This is a genomic window from Bacillus smithii (genome assembly GCF_001050115.1).
Taxonomy (GTDB): Bacteria; Bacillota; Bacilli; order Bacillales; family DSM-4216; genus Bacillus_O; species Bacillus_O smithii.
Window position 1 is genome coordinate 952140 of the sequence record NZ_CP012024.1, and the last position, 24284, is coordinate 976423.

Sequence of the window (24284 nt, forward strand, 5' to 3'; positions counted from 1 at the left end):
TGGCTCCGAGCAATTTTGAGCTTTTTATCTTTTGGCTATGTTATATTACAGGACATAGTCGGATTATCTCGAAATCCGTTCGCTTTTCCTTCTTATTTCAGTATGAAAAATGAACAGAGTAATTTTCTCTTAAAAGTTTTATTGCAGCTATTTCCGAATATGTTTGAACAAATAGACATAATAAAGCGATTTCAATAAGCAGATAAATCTAAATTGAAGAAATATTGATATTATTTTAATAAATTGATATACTCTAAAATAAAGTAGTGCAATGTTCTTAAATGATGGAAGACTTCATCGAGAAAGGAATACAACAAAGGAGGTGTTGATGTGATCTCGTTCCGACATGTGAACAAATATTACGGAAATTTTCATGTTTTAAAAGATATTAATCTTGAAATCAATGAAAGAGAAGTCGTCGTGGTGATCGGTCCTTCCGGATCGGGGAAAAGCACGATGCTCCGCTGCATCAATCGTTTGGAAGAGATTACGGATGGCGAACTTCTCGTCAGAAATCTTAAAGTAAATGACAAAAAAACTGACATCAACGAATTGCGAAAAAATATCGGCATGGTCTTCCAACATTTCAATTTGTATCCGCATAAAACCGTTTTGCAAAATATTACTCTTGCGCCGATTAAAGTGCTCGGCTTGGGAAAAGAGGAAGCGGAGAAAAGGGCTATGCGTTACCTGGAAAGAGTGGGCATCCCGGATAAAGCGAATTCGTACCCATCGCAATTATCGGGCGGCCAGCAGCAGCGTGTGGCCATTGCTCGCGGTCTGGCGATGGAGCCGAGCATTATGCTGTTTGACGAACCGACTTCCGCGCTTGACCCGGAAATGATCGGGGAAGTGCTCGATGTTATGAAGTCGTTGGCAAAAGACGGCATGACAATGGTGGTCGTCACGCATGAAATGGGATTCGCCCGTGAAGTAGCAGACCGCGTCATCTTCATGGACCAGGGGAGGATCATCGAAGACAACACGCCGGAAGAATTTTTCAAAAACCCGCGTGCGGAACGGGCGCGCACCTTTTTGAACCGTGTTCTCAATCATTAAATATATATAGAGGGGGATTAGAATGAGAAAGATGAAAAAATGGTTTACAGTGGGCTTGATTTTTGTTTTAGCGGCCGCTTTGATGGCGGGCTGCGGCAAGTCAAAAACGACGAGCGGCAGCAGCGATGATCCGATCCAGCAAATCAAAGACAAGGGGAAAGTGGTTGTCGGAGTCAAATATGATACATATTTATTTGGCTACAAAGATCCGAAAACCGGAAAAGTGGAAGGTTTTGATATTGATATTGCTAAAGCGATTTCCAAGAAAATTTTCGGCGATAAGGTAAAAGTGGAACTCAAGGAAGTCACGTCCAAAACACGGATTCCGATGTTGCAAAACGGTGATGTAGATATGGTCGTCGCCACTATGACGATCACGCCGGACCGCAAAAAAGTCGTCGATTTCTCGGATGTCTACTTTGACGCCGGTCAATCGCTCCTTGTGAAAAAAGGCAGCAAGATTCATAGCGTCAAAGATTTGAAAAAAGGGACAAAAGTATTGACGGTAAAAGGTGCGACGTCCGGGGACAACGTCAAGAAAGCCGCACCCGACACGCAAGTGCTCGAGTTTGAAAACTACCAGGAAGCATTCACAGCTTTGAAATCAGGAAAAGGCGATGCGCTGACAACCGACAATTCGATTCTTTATGGCATGGCTGCTCAAGATCCGGATTATCAGGTCGTTGGCGGTACATTTACGAATGAGCCGTACGGCATTGCGATGAAAAAAGGGAATACGAAACTCGTGAAAGCTGTAAACAAGGCTTTAAAAGAACTGAAAGACAGCGGAGAATACGACAAAATCAAAAACAAATGGATCAAAGAATAATAATCCGGAAAGGGGTGGGCAAATTCGCCCATCCCTTTCCACTGATTGAACCGTAAAGGAGTGAAACAGGTATGCTCGATTTTTCGATCCTTACTGACTATTTAGATTTATACATGCAGGGCTTCGTCAATACGATTAAAATCAGCATTATCGGTCTGATTGCCAGTTTCATTCTTGGCAACATCATTGCCGTTTTCCGGCTGGCCCCTGTCAAGCTGCTGAATTTTATCGGCGCCTTCTACGTGGAAGTAGTCCGCAACATTCCGTTAATTCTGATCGGTTTCTTTTTCTACAACGGGCTCAGTTATTTCCATATTAACTTAAGCGGATTTATCGCAGGGACCATTGCGCTTTCCATCTACACAGCCGCCTTTATTGCAGAAGCCGTGCGTGCCGGCATCCAATCGGTCGATAGGGGACAGCTTGAAGCTGCGCGTTCCACAGGCCTGACTTACATCCAGGCGATGCGTTATATTATTTTGCCTCAAGCGATCAAAATCGTAATCCCGCCGATCGGCAACCAATTCCTGAACTTGGTTAAAAACTCTTCCATTCTTGGGGTTTTTGCAGGGCTCGACCTTATGTACTACGCCGATATCATCCACGAAAAAACGTGGATTACGTTTGATACGTATATTTTTGTCGGCATGTTTTATCTCGTCCTGACCATTCCGCTCAGCTTGCTGGTCAACTACCTGGAACGCCGGCTGGCAAGAAGCGAATAACGACGCATAAACAAATCATTTGGAACGATACAAGGAGGGGAACGTTATGGACTTTGCCGGAGCTTATTCAGGCGAAAATTTGGCATATTTACTGCAAGGCTTTGCGGTGACATTGAAAGTTGCCGTTGTGTCCATTATTTTAAGCTTCATCTTCGGCTGTGTACTCGGCATTTTGCGTTACACAAAAATTCCGGTTTTATCGAGTGTGGTTGCGCTTATAGTGGAAGTCATCCGGAACTTGCCGCTGATTTTGATTATTTTCTTTACATATTTTGCCTTGCCGGAAGTCGGCATCAAAATGAGCGTTACGATGGCGGCGATTGCAGCCCTGACAGTGTTCGAATCGGCCATGATAGCCGAAATCGTGCGCGGCGGCTTGAACTCGATTCCAAAAGGGCAGATTGAAGCCGCCCGTTCATCAGGCCTTAATTATATCCAAACGCTGTGGCATATCATCCTGCCGCAAGCTTTGAAAAAAATGATCCCGCCGCTTGTGAGCCAGTTCATCTCGCTGTTAAAAGATACTTCTCTTGCGATTATCATTTCGCTGCCGGAACTTTTGCACAACGCAAAAGGCATCTACAGCGGGGAAAGCGGCGCAAAATACATTATCCCGATTCTGCTTCTTTCCGCATTTATGTATTTCATCGTCAACTATTTGCTGTCCATCTTGGCCAGAAAACTTGAAAAACGCCTTGATCCGGATCGCTCCACCGCCAAGCAGCTCGCCAACACGACTGAAAACATGATTTAAAAGCGGAAAAAGGTATCTCAAAGCGATTGGGATACTTCTTTTTATAGTAAGTAAGATTTGTTTTAAGCTTTAGATGGATTTTGCTGGATTTCTGCCAAATGTAAAAGAGTAAACGCCAGTGATGGACGAAATCAACAAGAACTGCGCCACCTTCCCTACTCGATTGGAAAATGTGAATGGCTGAAGTAAAGAGGAATCGAATTCTGTCTGTCATCCGTATATCTTGCCGGACAATAATGAATGAGGAAGGAAAGAAAAAGAATATTTTAGAGAATTTTAGGAAATCTATATCAAAAATATTGAATATGGTGTATAATACATAATGTATCTTCGCTCCAAAATTATTTTATCTTTAAAATATTCATTTATTGATATTCCTCAAGATGAAGCAAGTATTATTAAAATTTAAGGAGTGTGATTGAGGAATGGTAACAATATACACTTCACCAAGTTGTACATCTTGCCGAAAAGCAAAAGCATGGTTGGAAAAGCATGATATTCCATATACGGAACGAAATATTTTTTCCGAACCTCTCACCATTGAAGAAATTAAAAGTATTTTAAGAATGACGGAAGATGGAACGGATGAGATCATCTCTACCCGTTCGAAAATATTCCAAAAATTAAACGTTGATTTGGACGCTCTTCCGCTTCAAGATTTGTTTGAATTGATCCAGGCTAACCCTGGTCTGTTAAGAAGACCGATTATTATGGATGAAAAGCGCCTTCAAGTGGGATACAACGAAGATGAAATTCGACGCTTTTTACCTAGAAAAGTACGGACATTCCAATTGTTGGAAGCTCAAAAAATGGTGAACTAAGCTTTTGCTTCGATAGACGTTTTTCGATAGGGCTGGTTTTCTTTAAGAAAATCAGCCCTATTTTTGTGAGCTTTTCCATATCCTAGTGACATGTGACTCCAAGAATTATACAATGGATGGTAATCATAAATGGATAAGGTGGTCAAGATGAAGAATCATTTTCTTTCGATCCCATTATAATAGACAAAAAGAACAAGAAAAAGAGGCAATTTTCATTGGACAAAGGAGAAAGACATCCACATGAATAAACTTTGGCTTAGAATCTTCTTAACCTTTTTTGCGCTTTTGTTGGCCGTTCTCCTTGGGATTGGGTTTGTCATTGCGGACATCATGAAAAATACTTACATGGATATGATCCGAAACCAATTGTCCCAGACCGCTGATATCATTGTCAAAACGGTTGACACCAAGTCCATGTTTCAACATTCAAATGAGCTTCAAAACTATATTCACCACTATTATTATTATCACGATCCGCGGATCACGATTATTAGAGCAGATGGGAAAGTGCTTGCAGACTCCGACCGTGATCCTCGCAAAATGGAAAATCATTCAAACCGTCCCGAATTTCGTGAAGTGATTCGCGAACATCGTTCATATGGGGAATCTATTCGCCGCAGCCCGACGCTTGGCTATAGCATGATTTACATAGCGAAACCGATCCAAAAAGACGGAAAGTCCATTGGCGTTGTACGGATTTCCGTTACTTTAAAAAAAATTGAACACACGCTCGATCAACTATGGATCAGTCTCGGTTTGGCCATGGTGATGACCTTAACGGTTTCCGGATTCATCGGATTCAGAATGGCTAAACGGTTTACACGGCCGATTGAAGCGAGCATTCAAGTTGCGAATCGCCTAATTGAAAAAGATTATGACAGCAGAGTGAAAACAAAGGCGAGCGGCGAGTTGAAACAGCTCGTGAATGCGATCAATGACTTAGCCATCAGTTTAAAGCAGCAGATGGAAGAAATCCGTGAAAACCAGCAGCGGCTGACTGGGGTATTGGCTAATATGGTAAGCGGCGTCATGCTCATTAACCCTGCTGGAAGAATTACTCTTGTCAACAGGGCGATGGAAAAAATTATCGGTGCTTCTTCTGAAAATTTAATTGGAAAGCTTCATATCGAAGCGGGGAAAAACTTTGGTCTTAGCCAGCTGATAGACCGTTCATTAAAAGAAGGAGTGCACATTCATGAAGAAGTGCATATTTATTATCCGAAAGAAAGGATACTGGATGCGCATATTGCCCCATATGTGGGCGATCATGAAGAAGTAAAAGGAGTCATAACCGTTCTTCACGATATTACAGACATTCGCCGGCTCGAAAAAATCCGCAGCGAGTTCGTAGCCAATGTTTCCCATGAATTAAAAACACCGGTGACTTCATTAAAAGGATTTGCGGAAACTTTGTTAGACGGGGCCATGTATGATGAAGAAACTTGCCGTACTTTTTTAAAAATCATTTATGATGAAAGTGACCGGCTGCATCGCTTAATTTCAGACATTCTGGATTTATCCAAAATTGAACAGCAGAGATTGCCTTTAAAGCCTGAGCCTCTCAACGTATCACAGGTTATTAACGAGACAGCGGAAACCATCCAAGAGACGATTCATAAAAAACGGCTTCATCTGAGTCTTCCGGATCATAAAGAAGTGGTGATCGAAGCGGAAAAAGATCGGCTGCAGCAAATCATATTAAATCTTTTAACGAATGCCGCGGCTTACACACCTGAAGGCGGGTACATCGATATAGAACTGCATGAAAGAGAAAAAGAAGTGGACATTGTCATAAGAGATACGGGAATCGGCATTTCCAAGCAAGATTTGCCTAGGATCTTTGAACGTTTTTACCGCGTGGATAAAGCAAGATCTCGTCAGTCTGGAGGAACAGGTCTTGGTCTCGCCATTGTCAAGCATTTAGTGGAGTCCCATCATGGCACTATTCAAGTAGAAAGCGAGGAAGGAAAAGGGACGGCATTCACCATTACTTTGCCGAAAAAGCAAATAAAATCGTAACTATGAACCGCACCCATCTCATTCATGGTGCGGTTTTTTCATTACATTTAATCGCTTTTGATCATAGATAAGACCTTAGTTTTACAGCTTCAAAACAATAAATATGACCGTCTTTACAATTTCTTAACATTCTATTAATACAGGCTTAATACCGCCCCATTATCTTAAAACTTGTAAGAGAGAACAGAACCTTATTAATTCATAGGGGGAAAAAAATGAGAAAAAGTTTTATCGCATTGTTCACAATGGTACTGCTATTTGCCTTCGCGGCAGCAGGATGCGGCAACAATTCAAACAAGGATGCCGGCACTAGCAAAACCGACAATAACAATGGAACAGCCCAATCTGGTTCCATTACAGCGGTAGGATCTACTGCATTACAACCTCTTGTACAAGAAGCAGCTACTGAATATATGAATAAAAACTCCGGTACAACGATCAATGTACAAGGCGGAGGAAGCGGAACAGGCTTAAGCAAAGTGCAAGAAGGTGCTGTCGATATTGGGAACTCCGACGTGTTTGCTGAAGAAAAAGACGGTATTGACGCCAGCAAACTAGTTGATCATAAAGTCGCTGTTGTAGGAATGGGGCCCGTTGCCAATAAAGATGTGGGTGTAGATAATCTGACGAAAAAACAATTAATCGACATCTTTACTGGAAAAGTGAAAAACTGGAAAGAAGTTGGCGGTAAAGATCAAAAAATCGTTGTCATCAACCGTGCAGAAGGATCTGGAACAAGAGCTGTGTTTGAAAAAACGGCATTGGATGGAGCAACACCGATTAAATCCCAAGAACAAGATTCTTCAGGAACGGTTCAAAAAATCGTTAGCGAAACTCCAGGAGCAATTAGTTATTTAGCATTTTCTTACTTCAACGATCAAATGACTGCTTTAAAAGTGGACGAGGTTGAACCGACGGAACAAAATGTAGAATCAGGAAAATGGAAAATCTGGGCATATGAACATATGTACACAAATGGCGAACCATCCGGATTAACAAAAGATTTTCTTGATTATATGATGTCCGATGATGTTCAAAACAGCCTTGTTAAAAAATTAGGTTATATACCGGTATCCGGAATGAAAGTTGAACGTGATGCAAAGGGAACGATCACCCAAAAATAATTTTTGGGGGGTCTCTCCCTTTTTCTTACTTGTATTGGAAAGGGGAAACCGAATTGAGCGACAGAGTAGTTGAGTGGACAAAAATGAAGAGTGCTCGTGCGAAATCAAAAATATGGATTGAGCGGCGCGGGAGAATGGTGACACTTTTATGCGTCGCCTTTATGGTTTTTGTGGCGGCCTCTATGTTGTATTTTGTGACATCAAAAGGATTGAGCACGTTTGTCATCAATAAAGCAAGCATTACCGACTTTCTTTTTGGAAAAGATTGGGATCCGGGGAAGCTGGATAAGGAAGGGAAACCGGTAGTCGGCGCATTGCCGATGATTGCAGGATCGTTTGCCGTCACACTGTTTTCTGCTTTAATTTGCGCTCCATTTGCTATCGGCGGGGCTGTGTTTATGACGGAAATTTCCCCGAAATTTGGGAAAAGAATTTTGCAGCCGGTCATTGAATTATTGGTCGGTATTCCTTCCGTAGTTTATGGATTTACTGGATTAAGCTTGGTAGTCCCTTTTTTAAGAGATCATTTTTCAGGCAGCGGATTTGGTATTGCCGCGGCGACGATCGTATTGACCGTCATGATTTTGCCGACGATGATGAGTTTATCGGTGGATGCCATTCTGGCGGTTCCGGCTTCGTTAAGGGAAGCATCGCTCGCATTGGGGGCCACAAGATGGCAAACCATTTATAAGGTAGTACTCAGGACAGCGCGCCCTGGCATTTTGACAGCTATGATTTTTGGAATGGCTCGTGCGTTTGGAGAAGCTTTGGCTGTTCAAATGGTCATCGGAAACTCGGCCGTGATTCCAAAATCGTTGATGGAACCAGCTTCCACCTTGACGAGTATTTTGACAATGGGTATGGGAAATACCGTTATGGGCCAAGTGGAGAATAATGCGTTGTGGACTTTGGCGCTCATCTTATTATTGATGTCTTTAATTTTTATTATGATTGTAAGGATTTTGGGACGCAGGAGGACTTTTGAATGAAAGCGAAAATAGCTGATCGTGTAGCAACGGTTGTATTTTATATCATCGCGCTATTGCTCGTGCTTCTGTTGGCAGGGCTTCTTGGTTATATATTGCTAAAAGGTCTTTCGCATATTTCCTGGCATTTTATTACATCGCCTCCGGAAAGTTTTCAAGCGGGCGGCGGAATTGGACCTCAGTTGTTTAACTCACTTTATCTACTGGTGTTGACGATGCTCATTAGTATCCCTCTGTCACTTGGTGCCGGAATTTACATGGCGGAATATGCGAAAAAAAATATATGGACGAATATTTTGAGAACGGTCATCGAAGTACTATCGTCTTTACCGTCCATCGTAGTAGGATTGTTTGGTTTTCTCTTTTTTGTGATTTCGATGGGCTGGGGATTTTCCATCTTATCCGGTGCATTAGCATTAACATTGTTTAATTTGCCTCTTATGGTGCGGGTAGTGGAAGATTCGATAAGGGGAGTTCCATCTTCACAAAGAGAAGCAGGTCTAGCCCTCGGCGTTTCCAAATGGGAAACGATTAAACACGTCTTGCTGCCGGCTACACTGCCTGGAATCATTACCGGTATTATTTTGGCATCAGGAAGAGTTTTCGGTGAAGCGGCCGCTCTCATTTATACCGCAGGAATGAGTTCTCCTAATCTGGATTTTACCAATTGGAATCCATTCAGCCCAACCTCTCCGTTAAATCCGCTGCGTCCTGCTGAAACTCTGGCTGTCCATATTTGGAAAGTAAACGGCGAAGCGGTGATACCGGATGTTAATGCCGTATCTAGCGGGGCTTCTGCTGTGCTTGTGTTATTTATATTAGTCTTTAATGTCAGCGCCCGTTGGATTGGAAAAAGAATTTATCGGCGGATGACATCAAGCTAAGGGAGGAAGAACAGAATGGCGACGACAACACTGATGAAAGAAAATAAAGCGAGCAGCAACGTTCGCTCAGGAGTTATGAAAATGACAGTCCCCAACAGCAGTTCTGAAAATCAATTAAAGAGTGAAAACGTCGTTTTAAAAACGAATAGTTTACGTGTTTTTTACGGAAACCATCTGGCGATCAAGAATGTCAGCGCCTCTTTTATGGAAAATCGGGTAACGGCTCTTATCGGTCCATCTGGATGCGGCAAATCCACCTATTTGCGAAGTTTAAACCGTATGAATGATGAAATTCCCGGATGCAGAATAGAAGGAGAAATTTTATACAGAGGCATCGATTTAAATCATCCGCAAGCGAATGTATTTGATATCCGGAAAAGGATTGGAATGGTATTTCAACGGCCTAATCCTTTTGCTAAATCCATTTTTGAGAATGTGGCTTTCGGACCGAAGCACCATGGCGTCAAAAATAAACAGCTGTTAGAGGAAATCGTTGAAAAAAGCTTACGGAAAGCAGCATTGTGGGATGAAGTGAAGGACCGGCTTCATCGTTCCGCGTTGGCTTTATCAGGAGGCCAGCAGCAACGGTTATGCATAGCAAGAGCTTTAGCGATGGAGCCAGACGTTTTATTGCTGGATGAACCGGCTTCGGCACTTGATCCTGTTTCAACGGGCAAGGTAGAAGAATTAATCGAAGAATTGAAAAAAGATTACACGGTGATCATTGTGACGCACAATATGCAGCAAGCCGCACGGATTTCCGATTATACGGCCTTCTTTTATATGGGGGAACTCGTTGAATTCGGGGAAACAACAGAACTTTTTACAAACCCGAAAAAGAAGCAAACGGAAGACTATATTACTGGAAATTTCGGTTAAAGTTTCAATCGGAGGAGAGAACAAGATGGCCATTGCGACCCAACAACAATCCATTATTCAGGCCCGTAATGTCAATGTTTATTATGGTGACTTCCATGCGTTGAAAAACATTCATTTTGAAGTGAAAAAACATCATATTACTGCACTGATTGGTCCATCCGGATGCGGCAAATCCACTTTTTTGCGTACTTTGAACCGTATGAACGATCAAATAGCTGGATTTCGCGTCGAAGGGGATATCATCATTGAAGGAAAACCAATATACAGCCCTAAAACAGATGTCGTTCAATTAAGGAAACGTGTCGGCATGGTATTCCAGCGGCCCAATCCGTTTCCTATGTCCATTTATGACAATGTTGCCTATGGACCAAGGATCCATGGAATAAAAAAGACTCGCGACTTAGATGAAATAGTGGAAAAAAGTCTTCGATATGCTGCTTTATGGGATGAGGTTAAAGACCGCCTTCATACTTCCGCCATGGGACTTTCAGGTGGACAACAGCAGCGTTTGGTCATAGCGAGGGTGCTTGCGGTCGAACCGGAGATCATTTTAATGGATGAACCGGCTTCCGCGTTGGACCCTATTTCTACTGCAAAAATAGAAGAATTGATTTTAGAGTTGAAAAAGTCCTACACCATCGTGATAGTGACGCACAATATGCAACAGGCGGCGCGTGTTTCGGACGAAACGGCCTTTTTCCTAAATGGTCAAGTTGTTGAATTTAACGATACGGAAACGATTTTTACTAATCCACAAAGAAAAGAGACAGAAGACTATATTTCCGGTCGTTTTGGATGATTTATTTTTCAGACAGGACAAAAACGGTCGAGAAAAAGGATAGGGGGTTCGGCTAAAGTGCCTAGAAAATTATTTGAAATTCGTTTGCAGGAGCTGCATGAGACGTTGTTAAAAATGGGACTTCTGGTGGAAGAAGCGATTTTTAAAAGCGTGCATTCGCTGGTCGAAAAAGATTCGGAGCAAGCAACAAATGTCATCCATAACGATCCGAAGATCAATGATTATGAAATTGAAATTGAAAAGAAATGCTTTGAGTTGATCGCAACGCAGCAGCCGGTTGGCACTGATTTAAGGAAGATTGCGACCATGTTGAAAGTGGCAACCGATTTGGAACGGATGGCTGACCATGCAGTGAGCATTGCAAAAATCACCATCCGTTTGGAAAATGAAATTTATTTAAAACCGCTCATTAAAATCCCCCAAATGGCAGAATGTGTGAAAGAAATGGTTCACGAAGTGCTTGAAGCCTATATTTCCTTAAACGAGCTGACGGCGGTGAAAGTGTCCGAAAGGGACGACATGGTAGACCGTTATTTTTCACAGATTGTATTAGATTTAGTGGAAGACATGAAACAAAATCAATCACAAATTCATCAAGCGTCGCATCTCCTGCTTGCTGCTCAGCATTTGGAACGAATCGGAGATTATGTGACAAATATTTGCGAATGGATTGTGTATTTGAAGACAGGTACCATCGTCGAATTAAATAAATAGCAGCACCATTGTGAAGCAATAAATCTTTAAAGCATGCTGATTAAAAAGCGTGCTTTTTTATGTGCGCCCGGCATGTACATGAACTATAGGGTGTAAGTCCCGAACCCCGAAGACAGAAGTAGAGGTTAGCCAAGAGCAAGGGTGTCCGTGGTGACGCGGAATCTGAAGGAAGCTGGAGGCAAAACACCGGTCCGAGGAACACGAACCTCATATAAGGCTAGGTATGATTGAGTGAGTTTGCATAACAAAACAAAGCTCTTTCTGTCGAAGGTCATATCGAGTAAATGAGGCGGATAGATGGTGTGAAAGTGCATGTACTTACCCGGGGAGGTCTGGCGGATATGTGAAGTACTCTTCATAACCTACTTAGTGATAAGTAGCTGAACCGTCAGAAGTCAGCAGAGGTCATAGTATTAGTTGGTCTAGAACAACTAAGAAGGACCGAACAATTAAGAGAGAATAGCCCTTGGTATTCAGTGAGTCATGATGAACACAGAAAACGTAGTACCTCACTTGAGGGAGGAAGCGGTGAATCCCGTGGGAGACCTCTTGGAGGGTGGAGTGACCACTGGCATAAAGAGAACAGCTATTCACGGAAGTTATAAAGACTTGCGTCAATTATCTTAATTGAACCGCCGTATACGGAACCGTACGTACGGTGGTGTGAGAGGACGGGAGTTAATCGCTCCCTCCTACTCGATTTTGGAAAACTTAGGATTTGAAAGCAAAATGAAAGGAATCCAATAGCTGATTTCTTTAAGGAGAATGAAAAAATTCTAGTGTTGGTTGATTGAAACAAAAAGTTATGTGAAAATATGTGAGAAAATAAAAAATTTCATCATTTTTTCACATATTTTTGATCATACATATTGAAATGTGGGGAAAAGAAAGCTACCTTTGAAAAGGAAGGAGGAATTGTATGATTCCGGTTGAAAGACAGCGGCAAATTGTAAAATGGCTTGAGACGGAAGAATTTTTAAGTGTAGCGGAAATAAGCAAGAGGTTAAACGTTTCAGAAATGACTGTTTATAGGGACATCAATGCATTAATGGATCAGAAAAAGATTGTGAAAACTTCGAGAGGGATTACAATACGAAAAGAGACGCAACCGTCTCACAACATCTGTTCTTATTGTCATAAACCATCCACTAGCCGGCATAGTGTCCAAATTATCAGGGTGGACCAGCGTATTGAAGAAACTTGCTGTCCACATTGCGGACTGTTGAGATATGACGATATCGAAGAAGACGTTTCGCAAATTCTTTGCAAGGATTTTCTCAACGATACGACTATCAGCGCTAAAACAGCTTTCTATTTAATGGATGCCGATATTGATATGCATTGCTGCTATCCTCAAGTCCTTGTTTTTCAATCACTGAAACAAATTAGACAATTTCAAACAGGTTTTGGCGGGCAAATTTATACCTTTGACGAAGCCATCCAAAATATTCAACGAAAAATGAAAGGTTTCAGCTCAAGCTGCTGCGATTAAGGCATGATCACATTGGGAGTTGGAGACTTTGAAAAGTATAAAAATCGGTTTAGCGATATTCATTATTTTTATGCTGTGTGTTTTTCATCCTTCGTTGTCGCAGGCTCATGCCTATATCATTCAATCTTCCCCGTCAGAGAATGAGGTATTGGATAAGGGACCAGCTAATGTAAAAATTACGTTTAATGAAGCCGTACAGCCCGTTTTTCATTCATTGAAAGTATTGGATGAGAAAGGAAAAAGAGTCGACAGGGGGGACGGACATGTTGAGAAAAACCATCCTTCTATATTGACAGCCAGCTTAAAAAAGAATCTACCAAAAGGTACATACGTGATCCGTTGGAAAGTGATTTCCGGCGATGGGCATCCTGTGGAGGGGACGATTCCATTCCGGATCGGAGACGGAAGCCAAAGCAATGCACCGTTGGCAAACGAAACAAAAGGATACTTTCCAAAAGCGGATATGATTTTAATTCGATGGCTGCAGTATGTGAGTTATGCTCTATTGATCGGGGTGATCTTTTTTCAGTTATGTATTTTGCCCCCTCGAAAAAATAGCCTCGAATCATTTCTCAGCCGCAGGAATTTGCTAGTTTGGATATCGGCTGTCGGAATAACTGTCAGCATCCTCCTTTCCTTGCCGTTGCAGGCAAAATTGGACGCCGATGTAAGCTGGTTGAACGCTTTTCAGTTTTCATATGTCAAAAATACACTATTTTATACGAATTTCGGACCTGTTTTTTTAGCGCAATGGATCCTTTTAATCTTTCTGTATCTTTTTCTGATAAAGGCTTTGCGCCATGACCGCAGCGGCTGGCTGATCGCTTCTTGGATGGTGGGGTTCGGACTGCTTTTAACAAAGGCATTCATTGGACATGCGGCCACAGCTGAACATCGATTGTTGGCGTTAATGGCTGACTTTCTCCATTTAGCCGCAGCATCGATTTGGCTCGGATCGTTGTTGTCCATCTGTTTTCTGTTGCCGGCCAGTTTGTCTCAACAGGATCAAGAAGATCATAAGTCTTCTTATTGGAAGGCCATTCATCGTTTTTCCGTTTGGGGTATGGTCATTTCAGCGATTATTCTTGCAACGGGACTTTACAGCGGCTCGATTCATATTCCTAACTGGCATTCCGTTATTTCAACGACATATGGCCGCTTTTTTCTGGCGAAAGTCTTTTTATTTGTAGTGATCATGGCGTTTGCTGCTTATCATTGGGTTCGAGGCAGAAAAAAAGAAAAAATATTAGGGCGGACGGTTTGGATAGAATTCTCCGTCGGAATTTTGACGTTAGCCGTTGCCGCCATGTTGGCCAATATGCCTACTGCCTTCGAGGCAAATGGAGCTTTTCATGAAACAAAGAAAACAGAAAACGGCTATGTAGTTTCTTTGAAAGTAGACCCAGCTGACGTTGGGAAAAATTCATTTTATATCAATATTGTTAATAATCAAGGGAAATCCGTTCAAGGGCTTCAGCAAGTGGTGATGACATTGAATTCATTAGATATGGATATGGGAAATACAACGATTCAAGTACCAACCAAATCCATGGGATCCGGCTATGTAACTGGAACGATCCCTATGGAAGGGGATTGGAAAATACACATTCATGGTTTGACCCAAACGTTTGATTCGATTGATGCTGATTTTCAACTTTATATAAGCGATAAAAAATAAAAAGGAGTGGTTAAGATGAAACAATGGATTCGTAAGATCAGTAAAACGGCTTTGTTGCTTGCGGCAACCTTTTTCTTTTTCAACGGCATGGCCAGCGCCCATGTGACAGTGAATCCAAAAGTATCCACACCGGGAGGATGGGAAACGTATACGATCAAAATTCCGGTTGAAAAAAATGTTCCTACAACGAAAGTGGTTTTAAAAATACCGGCAGGAGTGGAGTTTGAGTCTTATCAGCCGGATCCAAACTGGAATATAAAAACAGAAAAAGATTCTTCCGGAAAAGTCAATACGGTGACTTGGGAAGCGAAAGGCAATGGAATATTGCCGGGACAATTTGAGCAATTTCAATTTATCGCCAAGAATCCGGATAAGGAAACGAAAGTGGCGTGGAATGCGTATCAATATTATAAGGATGGAAGCATTGTAGAGTGGACAGGAGCGGAAAACACAGATACACCGCATTCTGTAACGGAAATTACAGCATCGCCGCAAAAAACGGTGCAATCCGATGAGCAAGGTCACGACCATGATTCATCTGTTACATCTCCTTCCGATGAGAAAAAACAAACAGATCACAATGGGTCGTCCGCAGAAACCGTTTCTGTCGTGCTGTCGATCGCTGCTGTTGTCCTTTCCTTGATAGCCTTGATAGTGGCAAGTCGAAAAAAACGCTCATAACAAGTATTTTTTAAAAGGGACAGGGGATGCCTGTCCCTTTTGAATATAAAGAAGGGAAGAGATTGGATCATTCTTTTTTAAAGCGTGTGGAACGAACGGTTTTTTATGCTAATTTGTTGTTCTTTCTAAAAAAGAAAATTCATTTAGGTCAAATCAATCATTTCCACTTGAATATTTTAAAAATTTTAGATAGAATGACAAAACACAGTTCATTATGTTTTAGGCAAAGCAAGGAATTTTCGTATTGGGAGGGATTTTTATTTCCCTTTCCTGATGTTTTATCATAAAATAGAAGTACAAGGTAAAAATAATTGTAATGCAATCACCAACGAACAGAGCAGTGCTCGGGGGTGCAGTCCCTTCATCACCTTATATCCAGAAGGGAGAGGTAATCAATGGACATAGAACGTATAAATGAAAATACAGTCAAGTTTTACATTTCGTATGTTGATATAGAAGAAAGAGGTTTTGACCGCGAAGAAATCTGGTATAACCGGGAACGCAGTGAAGAACTCTTTTGGGAAGTAATGGATGAAGTGCATGAGGAAGAAGATTTCGCTGTGGAAGGTCCGCTCTGGATCCAAGTGCAAGCTTTGGAAAAAGGGCTTGAAATCTTAGTGACGAAAGCGCAAATCTCCAAAGACGGTCAACGTTTAGAATTGCCCATTCCAGAAGAGAAACTGCGAGAATTCCCGATGGATGAGCGTTTTGAAGAGCTTTTAGACCAGCATTTCCACATTCGACCGTTAGACGGTGATGAAGAAGATTCTTTAGAATTTTTGCTGGTATTTAATGATTTTGAAGACTTGATCGGACTTGCTGCCCAGCCAGGTCTGGACAATTTGCAAACAAAGCTTTTTGCCTATGACGATAAATATTATGTATATGTCGAATTTCCTGAGGAATTGTTTACGGAAGAAGATATCGATAATTATTTAAGCATTTTGCTTGAATTTGGGAAAGAAACCAATACGACGATCCATGTTCTGGAGGAATACGGAAAAGTCATTATAGAAAACGATGTATTCCGTACACTGCAAAAGTATTTCTCTTAACCGTATGTCCAAAATGATGCCGATTTCATACGAAATCGGTTTTTTTGTACGGTTTTTCGGTTTTTTAAACGGCGCAGGGATTTGAAGCATGAATGTCGTAATCTTAAGGTTGGGAGGTGAGGAGGTGTTTACTGCCTATGATGAAAAAGGTACAGCCGTTCATTTATTGTCTTGCCGTGATAAGGAGGCTTTAAAGCGATGGAAAAAGGAAAAACGTTTTTATTGCCCTTGTTGCCGCTCTCCGCTCACATTAAAAATCGGTTCAACGAAGATCCCTCATTTTGCTCATATTTCCAACCAAAAATGTCCTGCTTCTTCTGAGCGGGAATCGGAACGGCATTTATCGAGCAAACTTCTTCTTTATGAATGGCTTCTAAATCAACGACTCGATGTCCAATTAGAAGCTTATTTACCCTCCATTCAGCAGCGCCCCGATTTGCTTTTGAAAAATCCGCCTTTGGCAATTGAAATCCAGTGTTCTCCCCTTTCTGTCTCTCTTTTTCAAAAACGAACGGACTTTTATCGAAAACACGGCTTAAAGCCGCTTTGGATTTACGGAGGTCAGACCGTTTCACAAGATTGTTTTCGTCTTTTTTCTTTTACTTCTTTTCAACAAATGTTTTTTCAATACTCACCGCACTGGGGGTATTGGTTTCCTGCCTTCCAACCAGAAACGAAAATGTTTCATTTTTATCTTTTCCTCTTTCCGTTTTCGCCGGTCAAATTTTTCGGCGTACAAGTGAGCTTATTGATGGATCAGCTTGCTTTTCCGTTCTCTCTACGTAAACCGAGTGTCTCGCGCTTTTTTACCATGGCTCAGTGGCTTGAGGAAAAACGACGGTGGATCAGCCGTAAAATTCGTTATTCCAAAGCTTTCCGTGATCCGTTTTTGAAAACCGTTTATTTCAACGGCCAAAATCCTCAACTTCTTCATTCTTGCATAGGACTTCCCGTCAAACATAGCATCTGGATTCGAAGCCATCCCGTCGAATGGCAATATTATTTATGGTCCGATTTGCTTTACCGTGTCAAGATCGGTCAAACCGTTCATATTAAACAAGGATTAGTGGTTTTACTAAGACGTGTAAAAAAAGGGGAGTTGGTGATTCGCGAGTTTCCCCTTATTGAACCGATAACACTAGAAAAGACGGTATTTCAATATTTTCAATTACTTGCAAGCATGGATATTTTACTGAATATAGGGGGAGGAAAATTTAAAGTGCAAAAGAAAGCAATCGACGCTTCCACGGTGGACAAGCAGTATCAAGAGGAGAGGCTATTGCTGAACAAATATAAAGAGATTATATTAAATTCACTCCAAATTTGAGCACTCAAGCAGGATAATTTCGGCAATAAGTGTAAAATATATAGTGAAACTCTCATGCGAAGAGATGAACAAAAACGAATGGAATGCTGACGTTTTCGATGGAGGGATATTGATGACAGAAACACAGGCAAAGACGTTGCCTTCTCGCAATGAAGTGCCGGAAGAGCTGAAATGGAGGCTGGAAGATATATTTGCCTCCGATGAAGAATGGGAAAAAGAATTCGAAGCCGTTAAAGAATTAGCGAAAAAAGCAGCTACCTTTAAGGGAAAGTTGGGAGAAAGTGCAGATCAATTGTATGAACTCCTGACTTTTCAAGATGAATTGCTGCTGAGGATGGGAAAATTATATGCCTATTCTCATATGAGATATGATGAAGATACGACAAATTCATTTTATCAGGGGCTGGATGCGCGTGCGAAAAGCTTGTATTCACAAGTAGCCAGCAGCCTTTCTTTTGTCGTTCCGGAAATATTGAGCATCGATGAAAGCAAACTTGAAAAGTTCTTAGAAGAAAAAGAAGAATTAAAACTGTATCGCCACGCCATTGAAGAAATCAACCGCGAGCGCCCTCACGTTCTTGATGCCGATCAAGAAGCGTTGTTGGCCCAAGCTTCAGAGGTAATGAGTGCTTCCAGCAATACGTTCGGCGTTTTAAATAATGCCGATTTGGAGTTTCCGGCCATTGAAGACGAGAATGGGGAAAAAGTGCAAATCACCCATGGCCGCTTTATTCAATTTTTGGAATCAAAAGATCGCAGAGTGCGCCGCGAAGCTTTTAAAGCGGTTTATGAAACATATGGAAAGTTTCAAAACACATTTGCCAGCACATTGAACGGCCAAGTAAAACGAGACAATTTTTATGCAAGGGTTCGTAATTATGAAAGTGCCCGCCAAGCGGCTCTTTCTTCTAACAACATCCCGGAGAAAGTGTACGATAATTTAGTGGAGACAGTGAATAAACATCTTCACTTGCTTCATCGCTATGTGGATTTGCGCAAAAAAGTGTTACAACTCGATGATCTTCACATGTATGACCTTTATACGCCGCTCGTTCAAGATGTCGATCTGAATGTAACTTACGAGGAAGCCAAAGACTATGTATTGAAAGGTTTAGCTCCTCTTGGAGACGATTATTTGAATGTCTTGAAAAAAGGCTTTGAGAATCGTTGGGTGGATGTTGTAGAAAATAAAGGGAAAAGAAGTGGCGCCTATTCTTCCGGATCCTATGGAACGAATCCTTATATTCTTTTGAATTGGCAAGACAATGTGAACAATCTGTTTACGCTTGCACATGAATTCGGTCATAGCGTTCACAGCTACTATACGAGAAAAAATCAGCCGTTTGTGTATGGCGATTATTCCATCTTTGTGGCGGAAGTTGCTTCGACATGCAATGAGGCGCTTTTAAATGAGTATTTATTGAAAACGTTGAAAGACGAAAAAGAGCGGATGTATATTTTGAATCATTATTTGGAAGGATTCCGAGGCACAGTCTTCCGTCAAACCATGTTTGCTGAATTTGAACATATTATCCATCAGAAGGAACAAAACGGCGAAGCATTGACATCTGAGCTATTGACTAAGGAATATTATGAATTGAACAAGAAGTATTTTGGCACGGGGATGACCATCGATGAAGAAATCGGTTTAGAATGGGCGCGGATTCCGCATTTCTACTACAATTATTACGTATATCAATACGCAACTGGATTCAGTGCAGCCCAAGCTCTAAGTTCACAAATATTAACCGAAGGTAAACCGGCAGTTGATCGTTACATCAATCATTTCTTAAAAGCGGGCAGTTCCGATTATCCAATTGAAGTGCTGAAAAAAGCAGGGGTTGATATGACGACACCTGAACCAATTGAACAGGCTTTGAAAGTATTTGAAGAAAAGCTGTCCGAACTCGAATCATTATTAGAGCAATAACAAAGGAGAAATAACGGCCATCAGTGGGGATTTCTCTCCGCTGATGGTTATTTTCGATTAACAGGGATGGTGAACGTCCCATTGAGCATTGGGAAAACATTACTTCTTTCTTTGAAATTCTCCATCATTTCCCCGCAGAAATTCATAGTTTTTAACGAAATCCTTTAAAACGTTTTCGATCGTTCAGATAACTAATAAATAGAAAAATCACAATAAATAAAATGGGGGAAGTAATGTAAAGGGGTACTAATTTCATAAGTCCAAGCAAATTGATCAATAATGTCAATAGAAGCAGAATGGTAAGAAATAGAATGGGAAGTTTTTTCAATCGAAACAGCCTCCTTCGCTGTTTTTTGCTCTATTTCATTATTATGAAAAGGGCATCCCATTCATTCGAATAAGGGGAAGAGCCCATCTTGATGTGCTCTTTTTCTAACATTTATTCGGAATTTGACAAATCTGTGAAAATTCGAGCAAACTCTTGAAAACTAAAAAAATAATTGATATATTAAAAACGTGAAGTTGATCACAAGCAAACATATACCCCTTTGTTTGACCGTGAAAAATTTCTCCCATCCCCTTTGTTCGAGAAAAGGCCTTGCAGTTTGTCATTGCAAGGCCTTTTCTCTTTGTGATGGACATTGACGAAAATCTACTAAAATAGTGTTCATTTCATCTTATGGTCATTTTAATCCTACTTTTTGGGGGCAACAAAGCTCCGGTGAATGGCTGTTGTTTAATGAATGAATGTTTGTTTTTGGACGGAAGAATAGAAAGTACTAATAGGCTGGAGAACAGGTAAGTCGAATAGATTTTTAGATGAGGGGAGTCGATAGGAGGGGAGAAAGGCGGTATTAGGAAGATCGGACATAGACTGTTTTAGGCTTTATTTTTAAAAGGAGCTATCCGAGAGAACATTCTTCGTTGATATGGTGGAAATGCTATGTCCATTCGTTCAATGAAAGGCTGATTTTGTATCTACCTTGCACGTAAAGGTTTCCATTCATAAAAAAGTGGGGAAGATGTTTCCCCGCTTCTAATTTTTTCACTTTAAATTCAGCAACTTTTGTTTTAGTTCGTTTTCCATTGTGGAAAGCTCTTGCTCGACTTTGTAACGTTTGGCGCGGCCTTCTTGTTGTATGTGCAACACTTCTTCTAATGTCGAGATCAAGTTTTCTTGAGTTTTTTTCAGTGTTTCAATATCGACGAGGCCTCTTTCGTTTTCTTGAGCCGTTTCGATGGTGTTTGCTTTTAGCATTTCAGCATTTTTCAGCAATAATTCATTCGTTGTTTTGCTGACTTGTTTTTGAGCTTCTACTGCATGACGTTGGCGAATCAGCGTTAACGCAATCGCGATTTGATTTTTCCACAACGGAATCGCCGTCATAATCGAGGATTGAATTTTTTCAGCTAATGTTTGGTTTGTATTTTGAATTAATCGAATTTGTGGTGCACTTTGGATCGTAATTTGACGGCTTAATTTTAAATCGTGCAGACGTTTTTCCAGTCGATCAGCGAACTGCACCATATCATTTACTTCTTGATAAGCCATTTGGTCGCCGGATGTTTCCGCTTTTTTCCTCAGTTCCGGAATGATCTTCGTATGAAGTTCCTCTAATTTTAACTCGCCTGCCGCAATATAAATATTCAAAGCATGGAAATAGTCTTTGTTTTTCTCATACAATTGTTCTAACAATTGGATATCACGAAGCAATGTTTGTTTGGCAAGATCGAGTTTCACGCTAATGCGTTCGATTTGAGCGCTCGTTTTTTGATATTTGGATAATATTTCGTGAACCGAATGAGAAATTTTCCCAAACATCCGCAGGAAAAAGTTTTTCTTTTCCGGCTGCAGCTCTTCAGGTTTTACTTGTTCAAGCTTTTGCATCAATTCGCTTAAAATATCGCCGATTTCGCCAATGTCTTTATTTTGTACATGTTCAAGCATCGTTTGCGAGAAATGGAGTAATTTAGATTGCGCTTGCGTTCCGTATAAAATGATGGCTCGATGATCGGTGGGATCAATTTGTTTGCTCAGTTCATATGCTTTTTGACGATGCTCTTCAGGCAAAATGTCGACTAAACGGTTAGAATCGGCTTTATGGCCGACTTCCGTTTGATTCTCTTTTTGATCCAATATAAATTCGTTGCTTCCAAAAGGGTTGGCAAGTAAATCATCGATTCCATCACTGGAATGTTCAGGGGTTAACGATTTTTTTTCATCTGTCATTTTGTGCTGTTTCTCCTTTCATGACGTGAGAGCGGGTGTTTATGTCTGAGGGAGCGTTTTGCATATTCCAGTTCAAATTGGAGTTCATCCATATCGTTTGAAAGCAGTTGATATAAATCTTTCTCCACTACATGATGCAATTCCTGTAAAGTGCGCTTCGTTTCTTGAACGCTTTGTATCATTTCTTTATTTTGAACGGGCTGTGTATTTAATAAGGCGTATTTTTCAATGAGTTCTACCATTGAATCCAGATGAACATAAAAAAATGACTCTGCCTGATAAAATCGCTTCGGTTCTTTTTTTATGAGACTATATATTTTTCTGACTAATTTGTACATGTCATAAAACAGTCTGAACGTATCGATTTGGCGAACACTTAGAAAAGCTTTTTGAAGACGTTTCATTTTTAGCTTCGCTTCTTTTAAATTTTTGCGGATAAAGCGATATTCTTTTCTTGATAAACCTTGCTGTTTCAAAAACTTTCCAGTCATCATCCATTTTAGCCATTGGTAGATCACGAAACCGGCAAAAATGGAAACTGCCGATGATAACCAAAATAAATGATGAAACAGAAAATATACGAGCGCCCAAATGAAGATCATCGACGGTATGGTAATGAGAATCCGAATCAAGAGATCTAAAATCCATTTCACTTTTCGGCAACTCCTGTCTATATTTGTCGTTCTTCTATTGTATACGATTCAAATGAAAAAAAGGATTCATCACTACTATATCAAAGATTAACAAAATGTTCATAATGATGAGAAACAAAAAATCCAAAAGAGGGTGGGCTTCAGTGGGAGAGAGGAAAGCATGGTGGAATTCTGTGCAGGATGGAATGGAAACGGTGTAAAGTAAAAGAAGATCGTTCATTCACAATGCTTTGCAACGTGTACATACACTGCTTCAAAATGCATTTTGAAAAATTTCTTCATAAAAAATAAAAAGCAAGTGATCCTTTTGTAAAAGAACACTTGCTTTTTAACCGATATATTTCCAAAAAACCCCGTGCTTTGCAGGTATTTTTTCCACTTTTCTTTGAAGCATAAGCTTCTTAAGCTCTTTTTCAGCATCGGCCGTCTCCCAATCATAGACAACAGCCACTTCTTTAGTGGCCACGAATTGATAATGTTTCAAAAATACTTCGAGCGGGGGTGGAGATAAAGGCTCAGGCGTTTCCGGCAGCATCTCTTGGATAATTTGAACATAAATTTCATATGGATAAGTTCCAGTAACTTTAATTCCTTCATCTTCGATATTCTCATTAAAAAACACCAAAGTTGGAATTTCATCTACTTCCATTTCCGAGGTGATTTTTAAATCGCATTGAAAAGCTTTTACTGCCGGATCGGCATGCAAATCGTTTTTAAATTCTTCTACATCGAGATTCGCTTCTTCTGCACTTTGTACAAGAACATCCATCTTCGTCACATTTTGTTTTTCTAAAAACAATCGTTCTTGCACCTTTCTTAAAAATCGGCTTCCGGCTTTTCTGCCTTGCAATTCGGCTGCTTTAATGGCTACAGAAACGATATAAGGAGAGGAAATAGGATTTTCCAGCCAGAGAGTTCCGTCACAGGACATCCCCGTCCGGCTTGCTGTTCTTTCCCAATATTGGGCCATGTTTTCATGCCTTTTTTTGCCGATATTTAATGCTGTCAATTTTCCCGTTAATATGTGTCTAAGACGAAAATACTGTCCATATTCAATGTGCAGTTTCTTTAAAATCGGTTCCAACGCCCAGCATTGAGGACACAACGGATCAATAAAAAAGTAGATTTCCAGCGGTTTCTTTTCTTTGCTGCAGCAATTTTGGAAAAAAAATATTTGTTCCACTATACTTCACCTTGTTCTTCGGGTGTGTTGATCATATGATGGGCCGTCAGCGTCAGTCGCATTAAGAGAAATTCACGAAATTCCCCCGCCAGTCCCACTTTATCCATTGCCCTTTTCATGCAATTGAGCCAGGCTTCTGCACGTTTCGGTGTAACCGGAAAATTCATGTGCCGCGCTCTTAACATGGGGTGTCCATGTTCTTGAGAGTATAAAGGAGGCCCCCCTAAAAATTGGGTCAAAAATTGTTTTTGTTTTCTGGCTGTTTCGGTTAGGTCATCAGGGAAAATAGGGGATAAATCAGGGTCTTTAGCCACATTGGCATAAAAAGCGTCTACTAAATCGGAAAGTTTCTTTTCACCGATGACATCATAAGGCGTTACCGCATTTTCAACCATTATTCAGGCTCCTTCAATCCTTAGTGTTAGTATTTTAAGCTTATTGTATCAGTGATAGAAAGAGAAC

23 protein-coding genes are annotated in these 24284 nt (G+C 40.9%); 18 read left to right on the forward strand and 5 right to left on the reverse strand.

What is annotated here, in order from left to right:
- Window positions 1-330: 330 nt before the first annotated feature.
- The 18 genes from BSM4216_RS04500 (at window position 331) to pepF (ending at window position 19756) form a co-directional block, all read left to right on the forward strand.
- The gene (locus tag BSM4216_RS04500) at window positions 331-1059 is read left to right on the forward strand and encodes an amino acid ABC transporter ATP-binding protein (RefSeq protein WP_048622883.1); all 729 of its coding nucleotides are present in this window, start codon (window positions 331-333) and stop codon (window positions 1057-1059) included.
- Between the two features lie 22 nt (window positions 1060-1081).
- Entirely contained in the window at window positions 1082-1888 is an 807-nt protein-coding gene (locus tag BSM4216_RS04505; RefSeq protein ID WP_048622884.1) for a glutamate ABC transporter substrate-binding protein, read from the forward strand.
- Between the two features lie 71 nt (window positions 1889-1959).
- Window positions 1960-2613: an amino acid ABC transporter permease gene (locus BSM4216_RS04510; RefSeq protein ID WP_003353675.1), complete on the forward strand. Its 654-nt coding sequence runs from the start codon at window positions 1960-1962 to the stop codon at window positions 2611-2613.
- 46 nt (window positions 2614-2659) lie between these two features.
- Complete coding sequence (locus BSM4216_RS04515; RefSeq protein ID WP_003353673.1) at window positions 2660-3367, forward strand: amino acid ABC transporter permease; 708 nt, start codon at window positions 2660-2662, stop codon at window positions 3365-3367.
- 425 nt (window positions 3368-3792) lie between these two features.
- Window positions 3793-4188 carry a transcriptional regulator SpxA gene (gene spxA, locus BSM4216_RS04520; RefSeq protein WP_003353672.1) on the forward strand — a complete coding sequence of 132 codons (396 nt, stop codon included), beginning with the start codon at window positions 3793-3795 and terminating at the stop codon, window positions 4186-4188.
- A gap of 240 nt (window positions 4189-4428) precedes the next feature.
- Window positions 4429-6207 carry a two-component system histidine kinase PnpS gene (gene pnpS, locus BSM4216_RS04525; protein WP_048622885.1) on the forward strand — a complete coding sequence of 593 codons (1779 nt, stop codon included), beginning with the start codon at window positions 4429-4431 and terminating at the stop codon, window positions 6205-6207.
- 215 nt (window positions 6208-6422) lie between these two features.
- Window positions 6423-7331, forward strand: a complete 909-nt coding sequence (locus tag BSM4216_RS04530) for a phosphate ABC transporter substrate-binding protein (RefSeq protein WP_048622886.1) — start codon at window positions 6423-6425, stop codon at window positions 7329-7331.
- 83 nt (window positions 7332-7414) lie between these two features.
- Window positions 7415-8320: a phosphate ABC transporter permease subunit PstC gene (gene pstC, locus BSM4216_RS04535; protein ID WP_048624394.1), complete on the forward strand. Its 906-nt coding sequence runs from the start codon at window positions 7415-7417 to the stop codon at window positions 8318-8320.
- Window positions 8317-9201: a phosphate ABC transporter permease PstA gene (gene pstA, locus BSM4216_RS04540; protein WP_048622887.1), complete on the forward strand. Its 885-nt coding sequence runs from the start codon at window positions 8317-8319 to the stop codon at window positions 9199-9201. Before pstC ends, pstA begins: the two co-directional genes overlap by 4 nt.
- 75 nt (window positions 9202-9276) lie before the next feature.
- Window positions 9277-10080: a phosphate ABC transporter ATP-binding protein PstB gene (gene pstB, locus BSM4216_RS04545; RefSeq protein ID WP_048624395.1), complete on the forward strand. Its 804-nt coding sequence runs from the start codon at window positions 9277-9279 to the stop codon at window positions 10078-10080.
- 25 nt (window positions 10081-10105) lie between these two features.
- Window positions 10106-10879, forward strand: coding sequence for a phosphate ABC transporter ATP-binding protein PstB (gene pstB / locus BSM4216_RS04550; protein ID WP_003353665.1), 774 nt, complete (start codon window positions 10106-10108; stop codon window positions 10877-10879).
- 57 nt (window positions 10880-10936) lie between these two features.
- Window positions 10937-11593, forward strand: a complete 657-nt coding sequence (gene phoU, locus BSM4216_RS04555) for a phosphate signaling complex protein PhoU (RefSeq protein WP_003353664.1) — start codon at window positions 10937-10939, stop codon at window positions 11591-11593.
- A 919-nt stretch (window positions 11594-12512) separates the two neighbouring features.
- Window positions 12513-13085, forward strand: a complete 573-nt coding sequence (locus BSM4216_RS04560; RefSeq protein WP_048622888.1) for a DeoR family transcriptional regulator — start codon at window positions 12513-12515, stop codon at window positions 13083-13085.
- 28 nt (window positions 13086-13113) lie between these two features.
- Window positions 13114-14763 carry a copper resistance CopC/CopD family protein gene (locus BSM4216_RS04565; protein WP_048622889.1) on the forward strand — a complete coding sequence of 550 codons (1650 nt, stop codon included), beginning with the start codon at window positions 13114-13116 and terminating at the stop codon, window positions 14761-14763.
- A 15-nt stretch (window positions 14764-14778) separates the two neighbouring features.
- Window positions 14779-15444: a YcnI family copper-binding membrane protein gene (locus tag BSM4216_RS04570; protein WP_048622890.1), complete on the forward strand. Its 666-nt coding sequence runs from the start codon at window positions 14779-14781 to the stop codon at window positions 15442-15444.
- 395 nt (window positions 15445-15839) lie between these two features.
- Window positions 15840-16499 carry an adaptor protein MecA gene (gene mecA / locus BSM4216_RS04580; protein WP_003353659.1) on the forward strand — a complete coding sequence of 220 codons (660 nt, stop codon included), beginning with the start codon at window positions 15840-15842 and terminating at the stop codon, window positions 16497-16499.
- A 124-nt stretch (window positions 16500-16623) separates the two neighbouring features.
- The gene (locus BSM4216_RS04585; RefSeq protein WP_048622892.1) at window positions 16624-17826 is read left to right on the forward strand and encodes a competence protein CoiA; all 1203 of its coding nucleotides are present in this window, start codon (window positions 16624-16626) and stop codon (window positions 17824-17826) included.
- A gap of 112 nt (window positions 17827-17938) precedes the next feature.
- Complete coding sequence (gene pepF / locus BSM4216_RS04590; protein ID WP_003353656.1) at window positions 17939-19756, forward strand: oligoendopeptidase F; 1818 nt, start codon at window positions 17939-17941, stop codon at window positions 19754-19756.
- A 151-nt stretch (window positions 19757-19907) separates the two neighbouring features.
- Here pepF and BSM4216_RS16865 read toward each other — a convergent pair whose 3' ends face one another.
- From BSM4216_RS16865 to BSM4216_RS04615, 5 genes are all read right to left on the reverse strand, one after another.
- Complete coding sequence (locus BSM4216_RS16865) at window positions 19908-20084, reverse strand: hypothetical protein (protein WP_003353655.1); 177 nt, start codon at window positions 20082-20084, stop codon at window positions 19908-19910.
- A gap of 717 nt (window positions 20085-20801) precedes the next feature.
- Window positions 20802-21986, reverse strand: a complete 1185-nt coding sequence (locus BSM4216_RS04600) for a toxic anion resistance protein (RefSeq protein ID WP_048622893.1) — start codon at window positions 21984-21986, stop codon at window positions 20802-20804.
- Window positions 21983-22639 (reverse strand): 5-bromo-4-chloroindolyl phosphate hydrolysis family protein, encoded by a 657-nt coding sequence (locus tag BSM4216_RS04605; protein ID WP_048622894.1) that lies wholly within the window; start codon window positions 22637-22639, stop codon window positions 21983-21985. The genes BSM4216_RS04600 and BSM4216_RS04605 overlap by 4 nt, the downstream gene beginning before the upstream one ends.
- 328 nt (window positions 22640-22967) lie before the next feature.
- Entirely contained in the window at window positions 22968-23822 is an 855-nt protein-coding gene (locus BSM4216_RS04610; protein ID WP_003353652.1) for a ClpXP adapter SpxH family protein, read from the reverse strand.
- Window positions 23822-24217 carry a globin domain-containing protein gene (locus BSM4216_RS04615; RefSeq protein WP_003353650.1) on the reverse strand — a complete coding sequence of 132 codons (396 nt, stop codon included), beginning with the start codon at window positions 24215-24217 and terminating at the stop codon, window positions 23822-23824. Before BSM4216_RS04615 ends, BSM4216_RS04610 begins: the two co-directional genes overlap by 1 nt.
- Window positions 24218-24284 lie beyond the last annotated feature (67 nt).

Coding starts and splice junctions, on each gene's coding strand:
- BSM4216_RS04570 (WP_048622890.1), top strand. CDS start 14,779: ATGAAACAATGGATTCGTAAGATCAGTAAAACGGCTTTGTTGCTTGCG.
- BSM4216_RS04505 (WP_048622884.1), top strand. CDS start 1,082: ATGAGAAAGATGAAAAAATGGTTTACAGTGGGCTTGATTTTTGTTTTA.
- BSM4216_RS04510 (WP_003353675.1), top strand. CDS start 1,960: ATGCTCGATTTTTCGATCCTTACTGACTATTTAGATTTATACATGCAG.
- spxA (WP_003353672.1), top strand. CDS start 3,793: ATGGTAACAATATACACTTCACCAAGTTGTACATCTTGCCGAAAAGCA.
- BSM4216_RS04600 (WP_048622893.1), bottom strand. CDS start 21,986: ATGACAGATGAAAAAAAATCGTTAACCCCTGAACATTCCAGTGATGGA.
- pstB (WP_003353665.1), top strand. CDS start 10,106: ATGGCCATTGCGACCCAACAACAATCCATTATTCAGGCCCGTAATGTC.
- pnpS (WP_048622885.1), top strand. CDS start 4,429: ATGAATAAACTTTGGCTTAGAATCTTCTTAACCTTTTTTGCGCTTTTG.
- mecA (WP_003353659.1), top strand. CDS start 15,840: ATGGACATAGAACGTATAAATGAAAATACAGTCAAGTTTTACATTTCG.
- BSM4216_RS04515 (WP_003353673.1), top strand. CDS start 2,660: ATGGACTTTGCCGGAGCTTATTCAGGCGAAAATTTGGCATATTTACTG.
- BSM4216_RS04560 (WP_048622888.1), top strand. CDS start 12,513: ATGATTCCGGTTGAAAGACAGCGGCAAATTGTAAAATGGCTTGAGACG.
- pstC (WP_048624394.1), top strand. CDS start 7,415: ATGAAGAGTGCTCGTGCGAAATCAAAAATATGGATTGAGCGGCGCGGG.
- BSM4216_RS04530 (WP_048622886.1), top strand. CDS start 6,423: ATGAGAAAAAGTTTTATCGCATTGTTCACAATGGTACTGCTATTTGCC.
- pstA (WP_048622887.1), top strand. CDS start 8,317: ATGAAAGCGAAAATAGCTGATCGTGTAGCAACGGTTGTATTTTATATC.
- pstB (WP_048624395.1), top strand. CDS start 9,277: ATGAAAATGACAGTCCCCAACAGCAGTTCTGAAAATCAATTAAAGAGT.
- BSM4216_RS04615 (WP_003353650.1), bottom strand. CDS start 24,217: ATGGTTGAAAATGCGGTAACGCCTTATGATGTCATCGGTGAAAAGAAA.
- pepF (WP_003353656.1), top strand. CDS start 17,939: ATGACAGAAACACAGGCAAAGACGTTGCCTTCTCGCAATGAAGTGCCG.